Genomic DNA, 19,539 nt, shown 5'->3' on the forward strand with positions numbered 1-19,539 from the left:
ACCATGCACTAATTAATTATTTCAGCACGGTCGAACGCCAAACCGGACACTTTCGCCCGCCACTTCAGGGGTTCGCGCGGTTACCAAAGAAGTCCTTGACCTTGGAGAAGAAGCCCGCCGCCTCCGGTTGAGTTGCCCCGGACGACAGCTTTTCGAACTCCATCAGCAATTCCTGCTGCTTCTTGGTCAAATTCTGCGGCGTTTCGACCATGACCTGGACATACATATCGCCGGTCTGTCGCGAACGCAGCACTGGCATGCCCTTTGATGCAATGCGGAAACGCCGGCCGGTTTGGGTCCCGGAGGGCACTTTCACCTTGGTCTTGCCCTTGTCGATGGTCGGCACCTCGAATTCGCCGCCCAGCGAGGCCGTCACCATCGAGATCGGCACCCGGCAATGCAGGTCGGCGCCGTCGCGCTGGAAGAATTCGTGGTTCGCCAGCGACAGGAAAATATAGAGATCGCCGGGCGGTCCGCCGCGGACGCCGGCCTCGCCTTCGCCGGCGAGTCTGATCCGCGTGCCGTCTTCGACGCCTTGCGGGATGTTGACCGACAAGGTCCGGTCGCGCGTCACCCGTCCCTGGCCCGCGCAGGACGGACAGGGGTCTTCGATCATCTGGCCGCGGCCCTGACAGCCGGGACAGGTCCGCTCCAGCGTGAAGAAGCCCTGGGCCTGCCGCACCCGTCCCTGCCCGCCGCACATCGAACAGGTCTTTGGCTTGGTGCCGGCCTTGGCGCCGGTGCCCGAGCAGGATTCGCAGGTGACCGACACCGGGATCTCGATCTGGGCGGTCTTGCCTTGAAAGGCGTCTTCCAGCGTGATTTCCATGTTGTAGCGCAGGTCGGCGCCGCGCTCGCGGCCGCCGCCGCGTCCGCGCTGGCCGGCCATGCCGAACAGATCCTCGAAAATATCGGAGAATGAGGAGGCAAAGCCGGCGCCGAAGCCGGGACCGCCGCCGCCCATGCCTTGCTCGAAGGCCGCGTGACCGAACCGGTCATAGGCGGCGCGCTTCTCGCCGTCTTTGAGGACTTCGTAGGCTTCGTTGATTTCCTTGAACTTCACTTCGCTCTGGGCATCGCCCGGATTCTTGTCCGGATGCCATTTCATCGCGAGCTTGCGGAACGCCGCCTTGAGCTTGGATTCGTCCGCGTTTCGTTCGACTTCGAGGGTTTCGTAGTAGCAGCGCTTGGTGGACATGCGTCAGATCCGCCCGCAGTTTAATTCCGAAGGAATGCGTCCCAAAAGATGCAGTCCTTGAACATGAAATCTTGGGCCTATCGAAAAATGACCCCCACCCATTGAGACGCGCTGCGTGCTCTCTGGAATGAGGGTCATGATCGATTGCCCGTCTTTAAGCAGACTTCTTGTTGTTCTTGTCGTCGTCGACCTCGGTGAATTCCGCGTCGACGACGTCGTCCTTGGCCGCATCCTTCTTGGCGTCGGCTTCGGCCTGCTGCTTGTACATGGCCTCGCCGAGCTTCATCGAAGCCTGCGCCAGCGTATTGGTCTTGGCCTTGATCGCCTCGGCATCATCGCCCTTCAGCGCTTCCTTCAGATCGCTGACGGCGTCCTCGATGGCGCGGCGCTCGCTTTCCTCGACCTTCGAACCGTGCTCGGCCAGCGCCTTCTCGGTGGAATGCACCAGCGCGTCGGCATGGTTCTTGGCGTCGACCGCCTCGCGGCGTTTCTTGTCCTCGGCCGCATTGGCCTCGGCGTCCTTGACCATCTTCTGGATGTCGGCTTCCGACAGCCCGCCGGATGCCTGAATCCGGATCTGCTGCTCCTTGCCGGTCGCCTTGTCCTTGGCCGAGACGTTGACGATGCCGTTGGCGTCGATGTCGAAGGTGACCTCGATCTGCGGCATGCCGCGCGGCGACGGCGGAATGCCCATCAGATCGAACTGACCGAGCACCTTGTTGTCGGCCGCCATTTCGCGCTCGCCCTGGAACACGCGGATGGTAACGGCATTCTGGTTGTCCTCGGCGGTCGAGAACACCTGGCTCTTCTTGGTCGGGATCGTGGTGTTGCGATCGATGATGCGGGTGAACACGCCACCCAGCGTCTCGATGCCGAGCGACAGCGGCGTGACGTCGAGCAGCAGCACGTCCTTGACGTCGCCCTGCAGCACGCCGGCCTGGATCGCCGCACCGATGGCAACGACTTCGTCCGGATTGACGCCCTTGTGCGGCTCCTTGCCGAACAACTGCTTCACCACTTCCTGCACCTTCGGCATCCGGGTCATGCCGCCGACCAGCACCACTTCGCCGATCTCACCGGCGGTGAGGCCGGCATCCTTCAGCGCCTTGCGGCAGGGCTCGATGGTCTTCTGGATCAGATCGTCGACCAGCGCCTCGAACTTGGCGCGCGTCAGTTTCATCGTCAGATGCTTCGGCCCGGACGCATCGGCCGTGATGAACGGCAGATTGATTTCGGTTTGCGTAGTCGAGGACAACTCGATCTTGGCCTTTTCGGCGGCCTCTTTCAGGCGCTGCAGCGCGAGCTTGTCGTTGCGCAGGTTGATGCCCTGCTCCTTCTGGAACTCATCGGCCAGATAGCTGACGAGCCGCATGTCGAAGTCTTCGCCGCCGAGGAAGGTATCGCCGTTGGTCGACTTCACCTCGAACACGCCGTCGCCGATCTCCAGCACCGAGACGTCGAACGTGCCGCCGCCGAGGTCGTACACCGCGATGGTGCCGGCCTTGGTCTTGTCGAGGCCGTAAGCCAGCGCTGCCGCGGTCGGCTCGTTGATGATGCGCAGCACTTCAAGGCCGGCGATCTTGCCGGCATCCTTGGTGGCCTGACGTTGCGCGTCGTTGAAATAGGCGGGAACCGTGATGACGGCCTGCTCGACCTTCTGGCCGAGATGGGCTTCGGCGGTCTCTTTCATCTTCTGCAGGATGAAAGCGGAAACCTGCGAGGGCGAATAGGTCTTGCCGTCGGCTTCGACCCAGGCGTCGCCGTTGGAAGCCTTGATGATCTTGTAGGGGACGAGCTTCTTGTCCTTCTCGACCATCGGGTCGTCATAGCGGCGGCCGACGAGGCGCTTGACCGCAAAGAAGGTGCGCTCAGGGTTGGTCACCGCCTGGCGCTTGGCGGGCTGGCCGACGAGGCGCTCGCCATCATCGCTGAAAGCGACAATCGACGGCGTCGTGCGCATGCCCTCCGCGTTCTCGATGACTTTCGCTGTCTTGCCATCCATGACGGCGACGCACGAATTGGTGGTGCCGAGATCGATCCCAATGACCTTTCCCATGGTCCTCATATCCTTCTTTTTGCGGCAGGTTGGCTGGGCCCTGACGGCGCACCTAACCGAACCCCCAACGATCAAATACTCGCGATATTGCGACGGTGAGCCTCATATAGGAGGGGGGGTTGGGGCTGCAAGGACCGAACGCAACCTTGGGGCCTGAAAAGGCTGAGGTTTGAAAGATTGTGTCAGCTCAGGGCAGGGGCCGGTTCAGGCCAAAAGGCGGCGTTAACGGATGAGCAAGAAAGCCGCATCGGGGCGGCGGGAGTACATGAGGGGAACGGAGGCCCTCCCCTGTTGCACGGACATCAAAACCGCTAAAAGCGGGCCGACTGAACCGACGCCCTTGAACCCTTTTAGGGGCTGCGCTGGCCGACCATTGAACGGCCTCAATGCAAACCCGGTAGACCCTTCATGACGCCACTTCGATACCTCGCTGCGGTTGCCCTCACCATCGCCGCTACATGTTCTGCGTTTGCCGCGGACCCGGTTTTCCCGCCGGGCGCCCGGGTCGGCATGGTGCCGCTGGTCGGCCTCGTCAAAGCCAAATCATTCGTCGGGTTCGAGACCGAGAATCAGGGCGTCAAGGTGCTGGTGACGGATCTGCCGGCCGAGGCCTATGGCGAAGTCGCCAACGCCTTCAAGGCCAATCCCGCCGGCACCGGCGGCGTCAAGCCGGAGACCATCGAGACCGCGGCCGGGCTCGCCTACTACACCGTGGAAAGCGCCAAGGAGAACGCCAAGGAAGGTGCTGCCAATGTGCGGCGCTACTCGATGATCCTGCCCGGCCCCACCTTCTCCGGCTATGTCGCCGTGCAGGTGCCCGAGAATGCTTCCAAGATCTATACCGACGACGCCGTGCGCCAGATGTTTGCCACCGCCGTGATCCGCAACGAAGTCCCGGTCGACGAGCAACTCTCCCTGATGCCGTTCAATATGGGCGAGCTCAGCAATTTCAAGAATATCCGCACGCTGGCACCGGGGGCGGCGCTCATTCTGGCCGACGGCGACGAAAAGACCGGCTTTGAAGCCGCGCCCTTCATGATCATCGGCATCATCGGCTCGACCGCGGCATCGCCCGACGATCGCGGCCGCTTTGCCCAGCAGATCGCAACCACGATCCCCGGCGTGCGCGACGGGCGGATCACGATGTCGGAACCGGTCCGCATCGACGGCCAGCCCGGCTACGAGACGCGGATCGATGCCACCAGCGGCAAGGACAATACGCCGGTCACCATCGTGCAATGGCTGCGCTTCGGCGGCCAGAGTTCGCTGCGTATCATCGGCAGCTCACCGCGCGACGTTTGGGCGAAGGCATTTCCGCGGTTCCGCGCGGTGCGCGACGGAATTCAGCCGCGCTGAGCCTGACACCCGTCAGCCGATATTTGGCTGCCGAAGACTCGAGCGTTCGACGCCGGTTAAACCTGCTTTACGGTCTCCCGGCGATTTGATTTGCTGGCGCAAATTCCTTGCAGGGAGATGTACCATGTTGGATCGAAGGCGGATTCTCGGAGGTCTGGGCATGACGACCATCGCAACTGTTATGTCTGCGCGGGCTGGAGCGGCGACACCGATCAAACCCGACGATGCATCGGCGCTGCTGGTGATCGATGTACAGAATTGTTTCCTGCCCGGCGGCAGCCTCGCGGTCAAAGACGGCGACCAGGTCATTCCCGTCATCAACCGGATGGCAAAGAGCTTTGCCAATGTCGTGATGACGCAGGACTGGCATACGCCGGGTCATATCTCATTCGCCTCGACCCATGCCGGCAAAAAGCCGTTCGAGACCATCGATCTTCCTTACGGCAAGCAGGTACTGTGGCCCGATCACTGCGTCCAGGGAACCGACGGCGCCTCGCTATCGAAGGACCTTTCAATCCCCCAGGCCGGGCTCGTGATCCGCAAGGGATTCCACAAGGACGTCGACAGCTATTCGGCCTTCACCGAGGCCGACGGCAAGACCACGACCGGGCTCGCCGCCTATCTGAAGGCCCGCAAGGTCAGTCGCGTGTTCGTGGCCGGGCTCGCCACCGATTTCTGCGTGGCGTGGACGGCACTGGATGCGCGCAAGGCCGGGTTCGAAGCCTATGTGGTCGAAGATGCCTGCCGCGGCATCGACACCCAGGGCTCGCTCGCCAAAGCCTGGGCCGACATGGCCAAGGCCGGCGTCAAGCGCATCCAGTCCGGCGATATCGCGGCGGCTTAGGCGTGATGCGCTGAAGTTGATCTCCCTCGCCCCGCTCTTGCGGGGAGAGGGTTGGGGTGAGGGGCTGCCTCCGCGAAGACGGTGAAAGACGGACTCGCGGAGAGTCCCCCTCACCCGGATTTTTCGCTTCGCGCAAAATCCGACCTCTCCCCGCAAGCGGGGCGAGGTGAACGAACATCGGAGCTGGCCATCCACCGAAGTGGAATGCGACGCAGCCTTACTCCGACGCAGCCGCCGCCTTCGCGCCGCCCTTGGCGACCGCGACCAGCGCCGGCCGCAGCACGCGCTCGCCGATCATGTAACCGGCCTGCACCACCTGCACCACGGTGCCCGAGGGCACTGACGGGTCGGGGACCTCGTACATCGCCTGCTGGAAATTCGGATCGAATTTCTCGCCCGCCGGATCGAATTTCTTGACGCCGTTTTTCTCCAGCGCGTTGAGGAGCGAACGTTCGGTCAGCTCGACGCCTTCGATCAGGGCTTTCAGGCCGGGATCGGCGTTGGCTTTTGCTTCGGCCGGAACCGCATCGAGTGCGCGCTGCAGATTGTCGGCGATATCGAGCACGTCGCGGGCAAAGCCGGTGATGCCGTAGATTCTGGCATCGGCCACCTCGCGCGCGGTGCGCTTGCGCAGGTTTTCCATCTCCGCCAGCGTGCGCAGCATCTTGTCGCGCGATTCGGCGGCCTCCTTCGCCAACGCCTCGACCGATCCTTCCTCGGGATCGTCGGGCATGATGTAGGGCTTTGAGACCACGGGCTCGCCGGTCTGGGCCGGATTTGCCGCGTCATCGTTCGGCCGGGTCGGATCGGTCATGGCTTGCCTTCTCGAAAAATCGCATGGAACTGGATAAATTTGGGATTTGCTGGCCCGGATATCGTGCTTTGGGGGCAGAAAATCAAGCGCTGATCCGAGGCTGGATCAGCCGCCGAGCAAGCGGCTGACGATCCGCGCGGCGTAATCCACCGTCGGAATCACCCTGGCATAGTTCAGCCGCGTCGGCCCGATCACGCCGAGAACGCCGACGATGCGGCCGGTGGCGTCGCTGTAGGGCGCAATGATGGTGGAGGAACCGGACAGCGAAAACAGCTTGTTCTCCGATCCGATGAAAATCCGCACGCCTTCGGCGCGTTCGGCCCGGCCCAGCAGGTCGATCACGCCGCGTTTGGTCTCGAGATCGTCGAACAGCGATTTGACGCGTTCAAGATCTTCCAGCGCGTGCAAATCTTCCAACAGATTGGCGTGGCCGCGCACGATCAGCTGCCGCTCCTCGTTGTCGCCGCCGGACCAGCTCGCGATGCCCGCGGCAATCACCTTCTGCGTCAATTGATCGAGCTCGGTGCGGCTCAGCGTCAGCGCGGTTTCGAGTTCGAGCCGCGCTTCGGCCAGCGTGCGGCCGCGGATCCGGGAATTGAGGAAATTGGTCGCTTCGGTCAGCGCGGAGGTGGGAACGCCCGGCGGCAGCGTCAGCACGCGGTTCTCGACCTGGCCGTCTTCGCCGACCAGCACCACCAGCGCGCGTTCCGGCTCCAGCCGCACGAACTCGATATGCTTCAGCCGCGAATTGGATTTGGCGGTCAAGACCACGGCGGCGGCCCGAGTCAGACCCGACAGCCGGGTCAGCGCCTCGCCGAGCGCCGCCTCGACCGATTGCGCGCGGCCGACGGAGGCGAGCTGGTTCTGGATCGACAGCCGTTCCGGTTCGGTAAGGTCGCCGACCTGCATCAGGGCATCGACGAAGAAGCGCAGGCCAAGCTCGGTCGGCAGCCGCCCGGCCGAAGTATGTGGCGCATAGATCAGGCCGAGCTGCTCGAGGTCCGACATCACGTTGCGCACCGAGGCCGGCGACAGCGGTACTGCGATCAGGCGCGAGATGTTGCGCGAGCCGACAGGTTCGCCGGTCGCGAGATAACTCTCGACGATTTGACGAAAAATGTCGCGCGAGCGCTCGTTGAGCTGGGCCAGACCGGCGTTCGGAGCGATCAGGCCGATCGGATCGTGGTGGGCCACTAACTATTCCCTCCCAAGGCCCTCTAATCTGTCTATCCCGAAGGCCGGTGACAAGCGCGTATTAGACCGTTTTCAAGCAAAGCATGCCCTCGGACTTGATCCGGGGGTGGATACCGGTTCGCGTAAAGAAAACGCGTCAAACAACCAAGATAGAGAGTTCCGTTAAACGGCCTTGCCGCGCCCCTCTCCCGCACCTACAAGCACCGCGAACCGACTTTTACTGGATTTTCCGGAGGATTTCCCCATGCGGCCAAGCCGCCGTGCGCCCGATGAACTGCGCCCCGTGTCGCTGGAACGCGGCGTCGTCAAATACGCCGAGGGTTCCTGCATGGTGAAGTTCGGCGATACCCATGTGCTGGTCACCGCAACCCTGGAAGAACGGCTGCCGCCCTGGCTCAAGGGCCAGGGCCGCGGCTGGGTCACGGCCGAATACGGCATGCTGCCGCGCGCCACCCTGGAACGCACCCGCCGTGAAGCCGCCGCCGGCAAGCAGGGCGGCCGCACGGTCGAGATCCAGCGCCTGATCGGCCGCTCCTTGCGCGCCGCCGTCGACCTGGAAGCGCTGGGCGAGCGCCAGATCACGGTCGATTGCGACGTCATTCAGGCCGATGGCGGCACCCGCACGGCTTCGATCACCGGCGCCTGGGTCGCGCTCGCCGACTGCATCGCCTGGATGAAGACCCGCAACATGATCAAGGCCAATGTGCTGCGCGACAATGTCGCGGCAATCTCCTGCGGCATCTATCAGGGCACGCCGGTACTGGATCTGGATTATGCCGAGGATTCCGAGGCCGACACCGACGCCAATTTCGTCATGACCGGCGACGGCCGCATCATCGAGGTGCAGGGCACCGCCGAAAAGACCCCGTTCTCGCAGGACGAATTTCTGGCGCTGATGGCGCTGGCGCGCAAAGGTGTCGCGCGTCTGGTCGACTTGCAAAAAATGGCGGTGGCGTAGTCTCATTGGCCATGCACCGTCGAATCACCGGCAAACTCCTGATCGCGACCCATAATCCCGGCAAGCTCGCCGAGATGCGCGAATTGCTGGGCCCGCATGGCGTGGAAGCGGTATCGGCGGGTGAAATGGGTCTCGGCGAGCCCGAGGAAACCGGAAAAACCTTTCGCGCCAATGCCGCGATCAAGGCGATCGCGGCCGCGAAAGCCGCCAACCTTCCGGCGTTTGCCGACGATTCCGGACTGGTGGTCGATGCCCTCGACGGCGCGCCCGGGATCTATTCGGCGCGCTGGGCCGGCGAGGGCAAGGACTTCACCGCGGCGATGACCCGGATCGAGCGCCTGCTGCAGGAACGCGGCGCCACGGCGCCGGAACAGCGCAGAGCGCATTTCGTCTCGGCGCTGTGCGTCGCCTGGCCCGACGATCATCTTGAGGAAGTCGAGGCGCGGGCGGATGGAACCCTGGTATGGCCGCCGCGCGGCACCGCTGGTTTCGGCTACGATCCGGCGTTTCTTCCGGACGGACATACGCGTACCTTCGGCGAGATGACCAGCATCGAGAAGCACGGCCTGCCGCCGCTTGGCCTCGGCCTGTCGCACCGGGCGCGCGCTTTCGTGAAGCTGGCGGAGATCTGCCTTGACTAGCCGCGAGCAGGAAGCCTTCGGCGTCTATGTGCACTGGCCGTTTTGCCTGTCGAAATGCCCGTATTGCGATTTCAACAGCCATGTCCGGCATGCGCCGGTGGACGAGGAACGCTTTGTCCGCGCGTTCACGCGGGAGATCGAGACCACCGCCGCGCGCACGCCGGGGCGGCAAGTCTCTTCGATCTTTCTCGGCGGCGGCACGCCGTCGCTGATGGCGCCGCAAACCGTCGGCGCTGTGCTGGATGCGATCGGCAAACATTGGCGCGTCGCTCCTGATGTCGAAGTCACGCTCGAGGCCAACCCCACCAGCGTCGAGGCGACGCGGTTTCGCGGCTATCGCTCAGCCGGCGTCAACCGGGTGTCGCTCGGCGTGCAGGCGCTCGACGATTCCTCGCTGAAGGCGCTGGGACGATTGCACAGCGCGCGCGAAGCGCTCGATGCGGTCGCGATCGCGCGCACCGCCTTCGACCGTTACTCGTTCGACCTGATCTACGCGCGCCCGGACCAGACGCCGCAAATGTGGGCCGACGAATTAAAACTCGCGATCTCGGAAGCGGCCGAACATCTCTCGCTCTATCAGCTCACCATCGAAGAGGGCACGCCGTTCTTCGGCTTGCATGCGGCCGGCAAGCTCAAGACGCCGGATGAAGCGACCGCGCGCGCGCTCTACGACGTGACGCAGGACGTCTGCGCCGCGCACGGCCTGCCGGCTTACGAGATTTCCAACCACGCGCGATCGGGTGCCGAGTGCAAGCATAACCTCGTCTACTGGCGCGGCGAGGAATATGCCGGCATCGGCCCCGGCGCGCATGGCCGCCTCGATATCGATGGCTTCAGGCACGCGACCGCGACCGAAAAGCGCCCCGAGGCCTGGCTGATGCGGGTCGAGGCCAACGGCCATGGCGTCGTCACCGACGATCTCCTCAACAGCGAGGAGCGCGCCGATGAATTTCTGCTGATGGGGCTGCGGCTCGCCGAGGGCATCGATCCCAAGCGCTACACGGCGCTGTCAGGCCGCGCGCTCGATCCAAACCGGATCAAGGTGCTGCGCGAAGAAGGCGCCATCGCCGTCGACGCCGACGGCCGGCTGCGGGTGACGCAATCCGGATTTCCGGTGCTCGATGCCGTGGTCGCGGATTTGGCGGCGTAGTCTGCTTACGCCCCAAAACTCTTCGGCGAACCGGCGACCGCCTGGCCACCGCCGGTCGCGACCTTCATGACCGCGAGGCCGCGCTCATTGGTGCCGTCGGAGCGGAACCGGAACAGGCCGTCGATGCCGGCAAAGCCGGACGGATTGGTCAGCGTTTCCGCTGCGAACCGTTGCGCGCCCTGGGTTCGTGCCAATGCCGCGACCAGCGCCACCGCGTCATAGGCGAGCGTTGCGGTGCGCACCGGCTCGGCGCCGAATTTGGTGCGGTAACGGCCGGCGAAGCTGCGAAACCCGGCCGGATCCGGCGCAGCATAGAGCCCGCCCTGCAACGCCGGGCTCGCGAACACGCGCGGATTGTCCCACAGACCGGTGCCGAGCAGTTGAATGTTGCGCAGATTAGCGCCCGCCGCGGTCAGCGCGTCGGCGGTTGCGACCACGGAATCCCCGTCATCGGCGAGCAGCAGCGCATCGGCTTGTCCCAGCGACTGCGCCACGTTGCGCGCCGGGGTGGCGCGATCGGCGCCGTATTTCTCGAACGCGATGACGCGCCCGCCCTTGCGCCCGACCTCCTGCTTGAACGCGGCCTCGACCACGTTGCCATAGGCATTATCGGGCACCATTGCCGCGAACGACCGCTTGCCGGTTCCCGCGGCGTAACCGACGATGCGGTTGACGTCGGACTCGGGGAGAAAACTCAGCAGATAGACGCCGCGGCCGGCCACGCTGGAATCGGTCGAGAACGCGATGACGGAGGTGCCGCGTGCGCGCGTCAGCTGCGCGGTTGCCGGAACCGAGGCTGCAAACAGCGGCCCCAGAATGATTTCCGCGCCTTCGCTCAGCGCCTGCTGGGTGCCCTGGCTCGCGCCTTGCGGGCTGCCGCCGTCATCCTTGATCAGAAGCTGGATGTTGGGATTCTGGAATTCCGCCAGCGCCATTTCGGCCGCGTTCTTCATCGATTGGGCGGCAACGCCGGCATTGCCGGACGCCGACAGCGGCAGGATCAGGCCGACCTTGACCTGGCCGGTGCCGACCGCGAGCGGCTGTTGCTGCGGTCCCGCCGGCCCGGCATCAGGCGAGCCGCCGAACGGATTGGAGAACTGGCCAAGACTCTGCTGGACGCTCGAGCACGCCCCGAGCAGGGGCGCGCCGAGAATCAGGCCGAGCGCCGTCCGCCGGGTTGCGCCCGACGGCGGCTGACCCGATTTGGACGTGCGATTGAGGGGCCCCACCATCGTATCTCTTCTCTTGACCGACCACGATCGGCCAGGACTCCATCCCATCAAAGGGGATGGAATCAGGCATATTGTCGGCGAATAGTTAACCAAAACAAAAGGATTATGGTCCCATGGCGGCATTGCCTGTTGCAGGGACCCGGTTGCAGACTTGGCTCGTCACCGATTTTGCGCGCCACCACAAATCTCTCCCCGCTGTGGCGCCGGCGCTCCCTCCCCTCTAGATTGGCATTATGCGCGCAAAAACCACCGCCAGCTACGGAACTGAAGTCAAGGCGGGTTCGCCAGACCGGACATTTTCGATCCACGGTCATGTCCTGACCGCCCCAAAGCCGGTTCCCGGCCTGTATCTGGTGGCAACCCCGATCGGGCATCTCGGCGACATCACGCTGCGCGCGCTGGAAACGCTGGCCGGCGTCGACATCATCGCCTGCGAAGACACCCGCATCACCCGCCGCCTGACCGACCGCTACGTGATCTCGGCGCAATTAAAGCAATACCACGAACACAATGCCGCGATGGCGCGGCCAAAAATCCTGGAGAAGCTGGCGCAGGGCGCGTCCATCGCGCTGGTATCGGATGCCGGCACACCCCTGATTTCCGATCCCGGCTTCAAGCTGGTGCGCGAGGTCTGCGCCGCCGGCCACGCCGTGATCGCGGTGCCCGGCGCATCGTCGGTGCTGACGGCGCTGTCGGTCGCGGCACTCCCGACCGACCGGTTTTTCTTCGAGGGTTTTTTGCCGTCGAAGGAGGGCGCACGCCGCACCCGGCTGGCCGAGCTTGCAAAGATCGACGCGACGCTTGTCATGTTCGAATCCGGCAACCGCGTGCAGGACACGCTCGCCGATCTCGCTGCCGTCATGGGCGCGCGCGATGCGGCGATCTGCCGCGAATTGACAAAACTGCACGAGGCCATCACGCGCGCGCCGGTTTCCGAACTGGCCAAACGCGCCGATACGCTGGAAACGCGCGGCGAGTTCGTGCTGGTGATCGGCCCGCCGTCGGCGGATGCGCAAATCATGGGGCAGGACGCGCTGGATGATCTGCTGCGATCGTCGCTGAAGCGCGACAGCGTCAAGGATGCGGTGGCGCATGCGGTGGAGTTGTCCGGCCGGCATCGCCGCGAGATTTACGCCCGCGCGCTGGAGCTCGCGAAAGAAATCCGGGGCGACGATGGCGAAGACTGACGGCGCCGCGCCGCCCGACAGCGCCGCAAAATCAGCCTCACCCGCGCGCGTCGCGGCGTTCCGAACCGGCGTCTCCGCCGAAAGCCGCGCCGCGGCCTATCTGATGGCCAAGGGCTACCGCATTCTCGCCAAGCGCTTTCGTACCCCCTATGGCGAGATCGATCTGGTCGCGCGCAAGCGAAGCCTGCTTGTCTTCATCGAGGTCAAGGCCCGCGCCAGCCTCGATGAGGCCGCCTATGCGGTGACGCCGCGCCAGCAGGCCCGCATCATCGACGCAGCAGGGGCCTGGCTGATGACGCATCCCGAGCATGCGGAATTTGATCTGCGTTTTGACGCCGTCCTGATTGCGCCAAGGCGCTTGCCGCGCCATCTGTTAGCGGCATTCGACGCCAGCACCTAGCTTCCCTCCAGAGACCCGGACCTCCCAATGAAATTGAACGTCGCCGTCCAGATGGACCCCATCGCGCGCATCAACATCCGCGGCGATTCCACCTTTGCGCTGCTCCTGGAGGCGCAAAAGCGCGGCCACGGCATCTCCTATTACACCCCGGACAAGCTCTCGCTGCATGGCGAGGAGCTGGTGGCGCCGGTGCAGCTACTCTCCGTGCGCGACGAGGCCGGCGATCACTTTACGCTGGGCGAGCCGAAGCGCGAGCCGCTGACCAATTTCGACGTCATCCTGCTGCGGCAGGATCCACCGTTCGACCTCGCCTACATCACCTCGACGCATTTTCTCGAACGGATTCACCCGAAGACGCTGGTGGTGAACAATCCCGTTGGCGTCCGCGATGCGCCTGAAAAGCTGTTCGTGATGAATTTTCCGCAGCTGATGCCGCCGACGCTGATCTCGCGCGACCTCGACGAGATCAATGCATTCCGCGACAAGCACGGCGCCGTGGTGATGAAGCCGCTGCACGGCCATGGCGGTGCGGCGGTGTTCCGCGTCATGCAACAGGACATGAATTTCGGTTCGCTGTTCGACATGTTCTCGGTCACCTTCCGGGAACCCTGGGTGATCCAGCGCTTCCTCCCCGAGGTCAAGCACGGCGACAAGCGCATCCTGCTGGTCGACGGCGAATTCGCCGGCGCCGTCAACCGCGTGCCGGCGCCGGACGATCTGCGCTCCAACATGGTCCGCGGCGGCGCCGCGCAAGCAACCGAGCTTTCGGAACGCGAGCGCGAGATCTGCGCGACGCTCGGCCCAAGCTTGCGCGAGCGCGGCCTGCTGTTCGTCGGCATCGACGTGATCGACGGCAACCTCACCGAGATCAACGTGACGTCGCCGACGGGAATCCGCGCCATCGCCCGGCTCGGCGGCCCGGATGTCGCGGCAATGATTTGGGACACGATTGAGGCGAAACGCGGCGGAAAATAGTTTTCTTCGCGCGGTTGTGTCGCCAGAGCATTGCTACTCCGCGATTTTTGCAGCCTGAATCGTCTTGCCCGTCCGGCGAAGCGAGCGCAGCCTTTCTGTGCCCGCTTCAAGCCGTCGGAAAAATCCGTCCGGGCACCAGACGCGACAAACCTCATAGAAACAGTGGAGGAAGACGCATGACATCAAATGTTTCGCGACGATCCTTGCTTGCGCTCGGCGCAGGCCTTGGCGCAACGACGCTACTCGGCGGCAGCGCGCAGGCGCGCGCCCCCAAACTCGGCACCCAATCGCCCTATTGGCACCGTTTCAATCTCGGCAGCGCCGAGGTGACGGTGGTTTCCGACGGCCCGTTGCCGCTCGGCCCTCCCAAGGGCACCTTCATCGGCGTGCCGGATGACGAAGTGAAGAAGATGCTGAGCGACAATTTCCTCTCCCCCGACAATATCGTGCTGGAACAGAACTCGCCGATCGTGAACATGGGCGACAAGCTCGTGCTGTTCGACACCGGCATGGGCACCTCGAAAGCATTCGGCCCGACCACCGGCCGCCAGCAGAAGAGCATGGCGGAAGCCGGCATCAAACCCGCTGATATCGACGCGGTGGTGTTCTCGCACGCGCATATCGATCATATCGGTGGCGTCGTCGGCGAAGACGGCAAGCCGCTATTCCCGAACGCGCAGTACTACATCGCCCAGAGCGATTTCGATTACTGGACCGATGAAGGCAAGATGGGCAGCCCGCTGAAGGATTTTGTGGTCCATGCCCGCAAGAACCTGCTGCCGGTGCGGGACCGCCTCGTCTACTTCAAGGACGGCCAGGAATTCCTGCCCGGCGTGCAGGCGCTCGCCGCGCCCGGCCACACCGTGGGCCACCACATCTTCATGGTGACCTCGGAAGGCAAATCCTTCGCCTTCCTCGGCGATCTCTCGCACCATTCGGTGCTGCTGCTCGAAAAGCCGCGGATGGAATTCTCCTACGACACCGATCCAAAACAGGCGGCGGCCACACGGGTAAAAATGCTGGACATGCTGGCGGCGAACAAGACGCCTGTGATGTCCTATCACTTCGCCTGGCCGGGCTATGGCCACGTCGCCAAGGCCGGGGAGGGTTTTCATTATTATCCCGAACCGATGCAGATGGTGCTTTGAGTTGATGTGCGTCCGGGGGCGGGCGGCTTGACCGGCTCTCGGACGTTATCGTGTGTAGCCAACGTCGAGTGGCACCCAGGTAATCCGGTTTGCATTCGAAAATACTTGAGCCGCGGTGAGGCTGAAAACAGAACGCCGCGGCGCCTGGCTGTGGCGCAACCTGACTGACCTTCACATCCAAGCAATACAAGCCCACTCGCGTTCATCGCTGGAGCGAACACGCTCGACCGTCAGTGCGCGGTGCGATTGACGGGCGTCGGGGGCGATATCGCATTTGCCTGCGTGAAGGACGAGAACACGCGGAGGAATTCGCCAAGTCAGAAAGTAAATTCTTTGTCAGTTTTCTTAACTTTCGACTCCAACTAGAATTCAACCGGGCTGTAACTTCGCTACTGGTGGTTGTCCATACCTGTATCCCCCTTTCGTCCGGGCTTGAAAGCGCTTCGTCCAGGACTCCCGAAATCAGGAGGAGAATGCCGACGCATGAGCGTCCCGGAATCAGAAACTGCGCACGACTAAACTAATCCAAAGACGAGACCGCGCCGGCAAGCGCCCAGGCGGAAAACCAAGATAGCTCCGTCCGGAGCGTTTTGGCGCGGGAGGTTTTGCATCGAACAGTGGAACCCGACGGATCACGGTTCGCGGATCATTATCGTGAGGAGAACAGGATCATGCTACGCCCAACCAAGCAGCTCGTATCTTTTTCCACCCGCCGTTCATTCCTGCGCTCAGGCCTGGCAGCGCCGGCCGTGATCGGCGCAAGTATGGCGGCCAACTCAATATCAACAGCGGCATTCGCCGAGGAGGATGATGATGGTCCGACGGTCGGGGACATCAGCATTCTCCGTTTCCTTGCCGCGCTCGAAATACTCGAAACCGATCTGTGGGAGCAGTACAACGAGCTCGGCGGCCTTAGGGACCAGGAAGAGCCGTCAGGCAGCGGGAACAAGCCCTACAGTGATCTGCTTGCGCAGATTGACGGTGATATGTCGCAATATATTCACGACAACACCGAGGACGAATTCACCCACTTCAATTTCATCAATGAATATCTCAAATCGAAGCGCGCGACGCCCGTCAATCTCGAGCGATTCCGCACGCTTCAGGGCAGCATTGCCCAAGGCTCGTCGGGCAAGAAGCGCCTGACCAACCTCATGAACCTCACGGTCGACGCTTCCTGGTGGGGGCGCTATCGCAGCCGGGACGCCAATCCCGACCTCGGCGATACCACCTTTGCCAATCCGGTCCCGGGATTGCTCAAGGGCAAGTTTCCCGCAATCCCGAGGACCAATGACGACACGACAGACCCGAAGCATCTGCTCGCGATCGTCAACACGGCCGCATTCCATTTCGGCACGATCGAGCAGGGCGGCAGCAGCCTCTATCCCGCCCTGGCGCAGCGCGTCTCGAGCGTGGAGGTGCTGCGCATATTGCTCAGCATCGGTCCGACGGAAACGATGCACTTCCAAGTATGGCACGACAAGGTGGGCAATATCACGAAGGTGACTGATCCGTTCAATGGGCTCACTTTCCCGGATATGGCGACGTTCCAGGGAAACGAGGATCTGCAGGCCAATCTAATCATGCCGGAGCCCACCCACTTCCTGAGCCGCTCCCTTCCGGTCTGCTCGATCATTCGCCCAACCGCGACGCGGGGAGCGGCGGCGGCAGCCGTTCGCGCGCTCACTGACGATGGATTGTTCATAGGTCAGCCAGTGGAATTCTTTACCGAACTCCACGAGCTGGCGGCGCATGCAGACGCGGCACAGCGCCGGCAATGAACCTGCCGGACCGCGGCGCGGCCGGGTGGAGTCCTGGAAGGGATATGACGGTAAAAACCGTCATATCCTTTCAGGTGTCACGAGGCTTCGGCAGAGGGAATTCGCTGCGCCATTTCGTTTAGCGTAGCGGATATTTCTGCACTCGCCATCCGCCCAATCGATCGGATGATGTGGTGACCTTTTGATCCAGGATTAATTGGCCACCTCATCTCTATCATCGGCTCACCCGGCGCGGGCAAATCGATGCTGGCAGCGCGGCTGCCTTCGATATCGCCGCCGCCGTCGGGCACTATTCGGCTTGAAGCAGCAAGAGGCCGCAGAACCCAACCCAAGGCTAGGGATGGCGCCCCGACTGGCGTAAGTGGAGATCATCCGCGAATCGCACGTCGGGAGAGTCCCATTGGCTGACCAAACCACCACCAAACCGGCCGATCTCATCTATGAAGACACCGGCGCCCTGGCCCCGCTGGTCTATTTCGACATCGTCGGCGCCTACGGCACCATGAATGGCGCCGTCGAGGTGGAACTGGCGACCCGGATTCTCGTGCCCAAGCCGGACGGCAGCACCGAAGTGAAGTTCATCTCAAGCGGCCGGATCCGCTGCAGCCAAAACGCCGCCATCAATCTGCGCAACGGCCTCGATGCCGCGCTGAAGATGCTGGAGCAGCCGCAGGCCACCAATACGGTGGTTGCTGTGGCGGGTTCGAGGCTGAACTGAGGGCGGCGTACCTATCCGTGTAACGTTCGTGAGCGCACACAGGGCCCAAACCCAGATTCGCAAGAAAGTGTAGATACTTAGCCCTGCAACTGATGGGCTTTCCCCAGAAATCCCCCACATTTAGTATTTATCATTCTATTAACCGCTACGCCTTGACGGGCGATACGGAGTCATCCGAGACTTGCACCTGTTCGGCGCGAGTGTTTCGCGTTGGATGAACCAAATGAAGAAGCCGCCAAGGGCGGCAACCCAAAGCGGCTTCGTAGTCTGGTTCCGTATCAACCTCAGAGGGTCGACGACGGGCCTATCAGCACCCGAATCGTCCCATGATCCGGGAGACCGGTCAAGAGTCGGCCCTCGCATTGCCACGGAGATTTGGCATGCGTGACTTGCTTGAAACGGCGATCAACGAGCGAAAGCTCGTTAAGATTTGGTACGAACCCGGAACAAGGATGATCGAGTGTCATGCACTCGGTTATGGCTCAGCAGGGCAGGTCCTGCTGCGCGCCTTTCAGATCGACGGGGCCTCGGCATCGAACGAGCACGTCAATTGGAAGCTGTTCCGGTTCGACCGAATGCGCGAGATCGGACTAACCGATATCGGCTTTGATGGTCCGCGTCCCGAGTACAAGCTGAATGATCGCGCGATGACTCGCGGGATCATTTGCCAGCTTTCCCTGCTCCACACGTACACGGCCCCGGCGGCATAGCCGGCGCATTGTGAACCGCACAATCAGAGGCGTGGACCACGGCCCGCGTCGCCAATTTTGCTCGTGCTCTCTTGCCAAGGGTTTCGTTGAAGGGTTTTTCGTCGTCGTCCGTTTCAAGGTCGCGGGCGGCCTGCTTGAACCTTTCAAGCTGAGAAGTCTGGCGTTTCTGAATCATCGGCGATTTCAGCCCACTGTAGAATTACGTCATTGTCGTCTGTGATCGTGAACGCCACTACCAACGGGGGTATGTACGCCTCGATCATGGCTGTTCGAGCATAGCGGATCTTGCACCAGTCGTTCTCAGTGAGCGGAAATCCAGGGTTCTGCATAAGCGCTTCGATAATCGTTTCGAGCGCGTGATCTATGGCCCTATAGCCGCCGAGTCTTTCGACGCAAACTGCGAAGTATTCGCCTTCGATAATCTGACGCACTTATTGGCTGTTCCAGCCGTAGGTAGTCGCAAGCTTTAGAAGCTTCGCTTTTTGGCCTCTCCCTAAAGGCTCGTCCGACAAATATGCCAATTCGTAAGGCATAGGCTCGCCATCCTCACGCGATTTCCAAGCGGCTCCGTGCGAAATATCGCTAACTTCTGTTCCGGTCTTCTCCCAGTAGATCGAAATTGCCCGGTCCAGGTATTCCAAGTCCTGTAGGCTAAATAGATTGAGCACCGGCTTCTCTAGGGCAACGGGACGCTGCTCGTCGTGATTGCCCTGAGGGACGAGCTTTATAGCCAATAGCCCCTCGGCCAGAAGATCGTTGAGAACGGGCAACATTTCCACAGGGGCTGGGCCCTGCCTTAAGCGTTGGTATTGTCGGCCTGTGACGGGCTGGCCCCTTTGGGCAAAGGAATCAAAGTCGGCTCGCCAAATGATCTTGTTCAGTTTCACCTTGCCGAAGAATGGGGCCGTCTCGCATTTCTGGGAGACATACAGAACCGCCTCCCGAAGACGCCTCTGTCCACCGGGGAGTGGAACCTTCCAAGTTAGCTTTGGTCGAGCCGACGGGAGACTTGACATATCGCGAATCTATATCGAATCCTGATTCGCTACTAGGGGGGCTAGACATTCTTCATTTGGTCGCCTTGTTTCAGCTGGGGAGTCCGAGCTATCCGTTAGCCGCTTTCCGACCATGTCTTCGGCCTTATCCTGATCGAGCAGGCCAACGCAACGCGCACGAA

At 62.5% G+C, this 19,539-nt stretch carries 20 protein-coding genes; 13 read left to right on the forward strand and 7 right to left on the reverse strand.

Translation table 11 applies throughout. The features are described 5' to 3' along the window. Positions 1 to 64: 64 nt before the first annotated feature. Together dnaJ and dnaK are read right to left on the reverse strand one after the other, a co-directional pair. A complete protein-coding gene (gene dnaJ / locus NL528_RS00860; RefSeq protein ID WP_309180879.1) occupies positions 65 to 1,198 on the reverse strand; it encodes a molecular chaperone DnaJ in 1,134 nt (377 codons plus the stop codon). Positions 1,199 to 1,352: 154 nt separating this feature from the next. Further along, positions 1,353 to 3,254 (reverse strand): molecular chaperone DnaK, encoded by a 1,902-nt coding sequence (gene dnaK / locus NL528_RS00865; RefSeq protein ID WP_309180880.1) that lies wholly within the window; start codon positions 3,252 to 3,254, stop codon positions 1,353 to 1,355. Positions 3,255 to 3,662: 408 nt separating this feature from the next. On the opposite strand from dnaK, the gene NL528_RS00870 reads away from it, so the two are divergent. After that, positions 3,663 to 4,610, forward strand: coding sequence for a hypothetical protein (locus tag NL528_RS00870; RefSeq protein WP_309180881.1), 948 nt, complete (start codon positions 3,663 to 3,665; stop codon positions 4,608 to 4,610). Between the two features lie 124 nt (positions 4,611 to 4,734). Beyond that, a complete protein-coding gene (pncA, locus tag NL528_RS00875; protein ID WP_309180883.1) occupies positions 4,735 to 5,454 on the forward strand; it encodes a bifunctional nicotinamidase/pyrazinamidase in 720 nt (239 codons plus the stop codon). 217 nt (positions 5,455 to 5,671) lie between these two features. On the opposite strand, the gene grpE is transcribed toward pncA, so the two are convergent. Further along, a complete protein-coding gene (gene grpE, locus NL528_RS00880) occupies positions 5,672 to 6,268 on the reverse strand; it encodes a nucleotide exchange factor GrpE (RefSeq protein WP_309180884.1) in 597 nt (198 codons plus the stop codon). Positions 6,269 to 6,373: 105 nt separating this feature from the next. Further along, positions 6,374 to 7,462 carry a heat-inducible transcriptional repressor HrcA gene (gene hrcA / locus NL528_RS00885; protein ID WP_309180885.1) on the reverse strand — a complete coding sequence of 363 codons (1,089 nt, stop codon included), beginning with the start codon at positions 7,460 to 7,462 and terminating at the stop codon, positions 6,374 to 6,376. A gap of 244 nt (positions 7,463 to 7,706) precedes the next feature. On the opposite strand from hrcA, the gene rph reads away from it, so the two are divergent. The 3 genes from rph to hemW are packed head-to-tail and all read left to right on the forward strand — an operon-like array spanning position 7,707 to position 10,211. Then, positions 7,707 to 8,420, forward strand: a complete 714-nt coding sequence (gene rph, locus NL528_RS00890) for a ribonuclease PH (protein ID WP_309180886.1) — start codon at positions 7,707 to 7,709, stop codon at positions 8,418 to 8,420. Positions 8,421 to 8,431: 11 nt separating this feature from the next. Further along, positions 8,432 to 9,061: an RdgB/HAM1 family non-canonical purine NTP pyrophosphatase gene (gene rdgB / locus NL528_RS00895; RefSeq protein ID WP_309180887.1), complete on the forward strand. Its 630-nt coding sequence runs from the start codon at positions 8,432 to 8,434 to the stop codon at positions 9,059 to 9,061. After that, positions 9,054 to 10,211 (forward strand): radical SAM family heme chaperone HemW, encoded by a 1,158-nt coding sequence (hemW, locus tag NL528_RS00900; protein WP_309180888.1) that lies wholly within the window; start codon positions 9,054 to 9,056, stop codon positions 10,209 to 10,211. The genes rdgB and hemW overlap by 8 nt, the downstream gene beginning before the upstream one ends. Before the next feature lie 5 nt (positions 10,212 to 10,216). Here hemW and NL528_RS00905 read toward each other — a convergent pair whose 3' ends face one another. Next, positions 10,217 to 11,443 (reverse strand): penicillin-binding protein activator, encoded by a 1,227-nt coding sequence (locus NL528_RS00905; RefSeq protein ID WP_309180889.1) that lies wholly within the window; start codon positions 11,441 to 11,443, stop codon positions 10,217 to 10,219. A gap of 233 nt (positions 11,444 to 11,676) precedes the next feature. On the opposite strand from NL528_RS00905, the gene rsmI reads away from it, so the two are divergent. From rsmI to NL528_RS00945, 8 genes are all read left to right on the forward strand, one after another. After that, positions 11,677 to 12,630, forward strand: coding sequence for a 16S rRNA (cytidine(1402)-2'-O)-methyltransferase (gene rsmI / locus NL528_RS00910; protein ID WP_309180890.1), 954 nt, complete (start codon positions 11,677 to 11,679; stop codon positions 12,628 to 12,630). Further along, complete coding sequence (locus NL528_RS00915) at positions 12,617 to 13,030, forward strand: YraN family protein (protein ID WP_309180891.1); 414 nt, start codon at positions 12,617 to 12,619, stop codon at positions 13,028 to 13,030. The genes rsmI and NL528_RS00915 overlap by 14 nt, the downstream gene beginning before the upstream one ends. A gap of 27 nt (positions 13,031 to 13,057) precedes the next feature. Further along, entirely contained in the window at positions 13,058 to 14,005 is a 948-nt protein-coding gene (gene gshB / locus NL528_RS00920; RefSeq protein WP_309180892.1) for a glutathione synthase, read from the forward strand. A 176-nt stretch (positions 14,006 to 14,181) separates the two neighbouring features. Next, complete coding sequence (locus NL528_RS00925; protein WP_309180894.1) at positions 14,182 to 15,153, forward strand: MBL fold metallo-hydrolase; 972 nt, start codon at positions 14,182 to 14,184, stop codon at positions 15,151 to 15,153. Between the two features lie 590 nt (positions 15,154 to 15,743). Further along, positions 15,744 to 16,934, forward strand: a complete 1,191-nt coding sequence (locus tag NL528_RS00930) for a ferritin-like domain-containing protein (RefSeq protein WP_309180895.1) — start codon at positions 15,744 to 15,746, stop codon at positions 16,932 to 16,934. 243 nt (positions 16,935 to 17,177) lie between these two features. Beyond that, entirely contained in the window at positions 17,178 to 17,342 is a 165-nt protein-coding gene (locus tag NL528_RS46875; RefSeq protein WP_375143973.1) for a hypothetical protein, read from the forward strand. Then, complete coding sequence (locus NL528_RS00940; RefSeq protein ID WP_309180896.1) at positions 17,335 to 17,652, forward strand: hypothetical protein; 318 nt, start codon at positions 17,335 to 17,337, stop codon at positions 17,650 to 17,652. The genes NL528_RS46875 and NL528_RS00940 overlap by 8 nt, the downstream gene beginning before the upstream one ends. A 380-nt stretch (positions 17,653 to 18,032) precedes the next feature. Then, positions 18,033 to 18,362, forward strand: a complete 330-nt coding sequence (locus NL528_RS00945) for a hypothetical protein (RefSeq protein ID WP_309180897.1) — start codon at positions 18,033 to 18,035, stop codon at positions 18,360 to 18,362. Between the two features lie 143 nt (positions 18,363 to 18,505). On the opposite strand, the gene NL528_RS00950 is transcribed toward NL528_RS00945, so the two are convergent. Both NL528_RS00950 and NL528_RS00955 read right to left on the reverse strand, forming a co-directional pair. Next, positions 18,506 to 18,793, reverse strand: a complete 288-nt coding sequence (locus NL528_RS00950; RefSeq protein ID WP_309180898.1) for a hypothetical protein — start codon at positions 18,791 to 18,793, stop codon at positions 18,506 to 18,508. Continuing rightward, positions 18,794 to 19,378: a Panacea domain-containing protein gene (locus NL528_RS00955; protein WP_309180899.1), complete on the reverse strand. Its 585-nt coding sequence runs from the start codon at positions 19,376 to 19,378 to the stop codon at positions 18,794 to 18,796. Positions 19,379 to 19,539: the final 161 nt, after the last annotated feature.

The organism is Bradyrhizobium sp. Ash2021 (assembly GCF_031202265.1).
Classification (GTDB): Bacteria; Pseudomonadota; Alphaproteobacteria; order Rhizobiales; family Xanthobacteraceae; genus Bradyrhizobium.

Coding starts and splice junctions, on each gene's coding strand:
- dnaJ (WP_309180879.1), bottom strand. CDS start 1,198: ATGTCCACCAAGCGCTGCTACTACGAAACCCTCGAAGTCGAACGAAAC.
- dnaK (WP_309180880.1), bottom strand. CDS start 3,254: ATGGGAAAGGTCATTGGGATCGATCTCGGCACCACCAATTCGTGCGTC.
- rsmI (WP_309180890.1), top strand. CDS start 11,677: ATGCGCGCAAAAACCACCGCCAGCTACGGAACTGAAGTCAAGGCGGGT.
- NL528_RS46875 (WP_375143973.1), top strand. CDS start 17,178: ATGCTGGCAGCGCGGCTGCCTTCGATATCGCCGCCGCCGTCGGGCACT.
- rdgB (WP_309180887.1), top strand. CDS start 8,432: ATGCACCGTCGAATCACCGGCAAACTCCTGATCGCGACCCATAATCCC.
- NL528_RS00905 (WP_309180889.1), bottom strand. CDS start 11,443: ATGGTGGGGCCCCTCAATCGCACGTCCAAATCGGGTCAGCCGCCGTCG.
- grpE (WP_309180884.1), bottom strand. CDS start 6,268: ATGACCGATCCGACCCGGCCGAACGATGACGCGGCAAATCCGGCCCAG.
- rph (WP_309180886.1), top strand. CDS start 7,707: ATGCGGCCAAGCCGCCGTGCGCCCGATGAACTGCGCCCCGTGTCGCTG.
- gshB (WP_309180892.1), top strand. CDS start 13,058: ATGAAATTGAACGTCGCCGTCCAGATGGACCCCATCGCGCGCATCAAC.
- NL528_RS00915 (WP_309180891.1), top strand. CDS start 12,617: ATGGCGAAGACTGACGGCGCCGCGCCGCCCGACAGCGCCGCAAAATCA.
- pncA (WP_309180883.1), top strand. CDS start 4,735: ATGTTGGATCGAAGGCGGATTCTCGGAGGTCTGGGCATGACGACCATC.
- NL528_RS00955 (WP_309180899.1), bottom strand. CDS start 19,378: ATGTCAAGTCTCCCGTCGGCTCGACCAAAGCTAACTTGGAAGGTTCCA.
- NL528_RS00870 (WP_309180881.1), top strand. CDS start 3,663: ATGACGCCACTTCGATACCTCGCTGCGGTTGCCCTCACCATCGCCGCT.
- NL528_RS00925 (WP_309180894.1), top strand. CDS start 14,182: ATGACATCAAATGTTTCGCGACGATCCTTGCTTGCGCTCGGCGCAGGC.
- NL528_RS00945 (WP_309180897.1), top strand. CDS start 18,033: ATGCGTGACTTGCTTGAAACGGCGATCAACGAGCGAAAGCTCGTTAAG.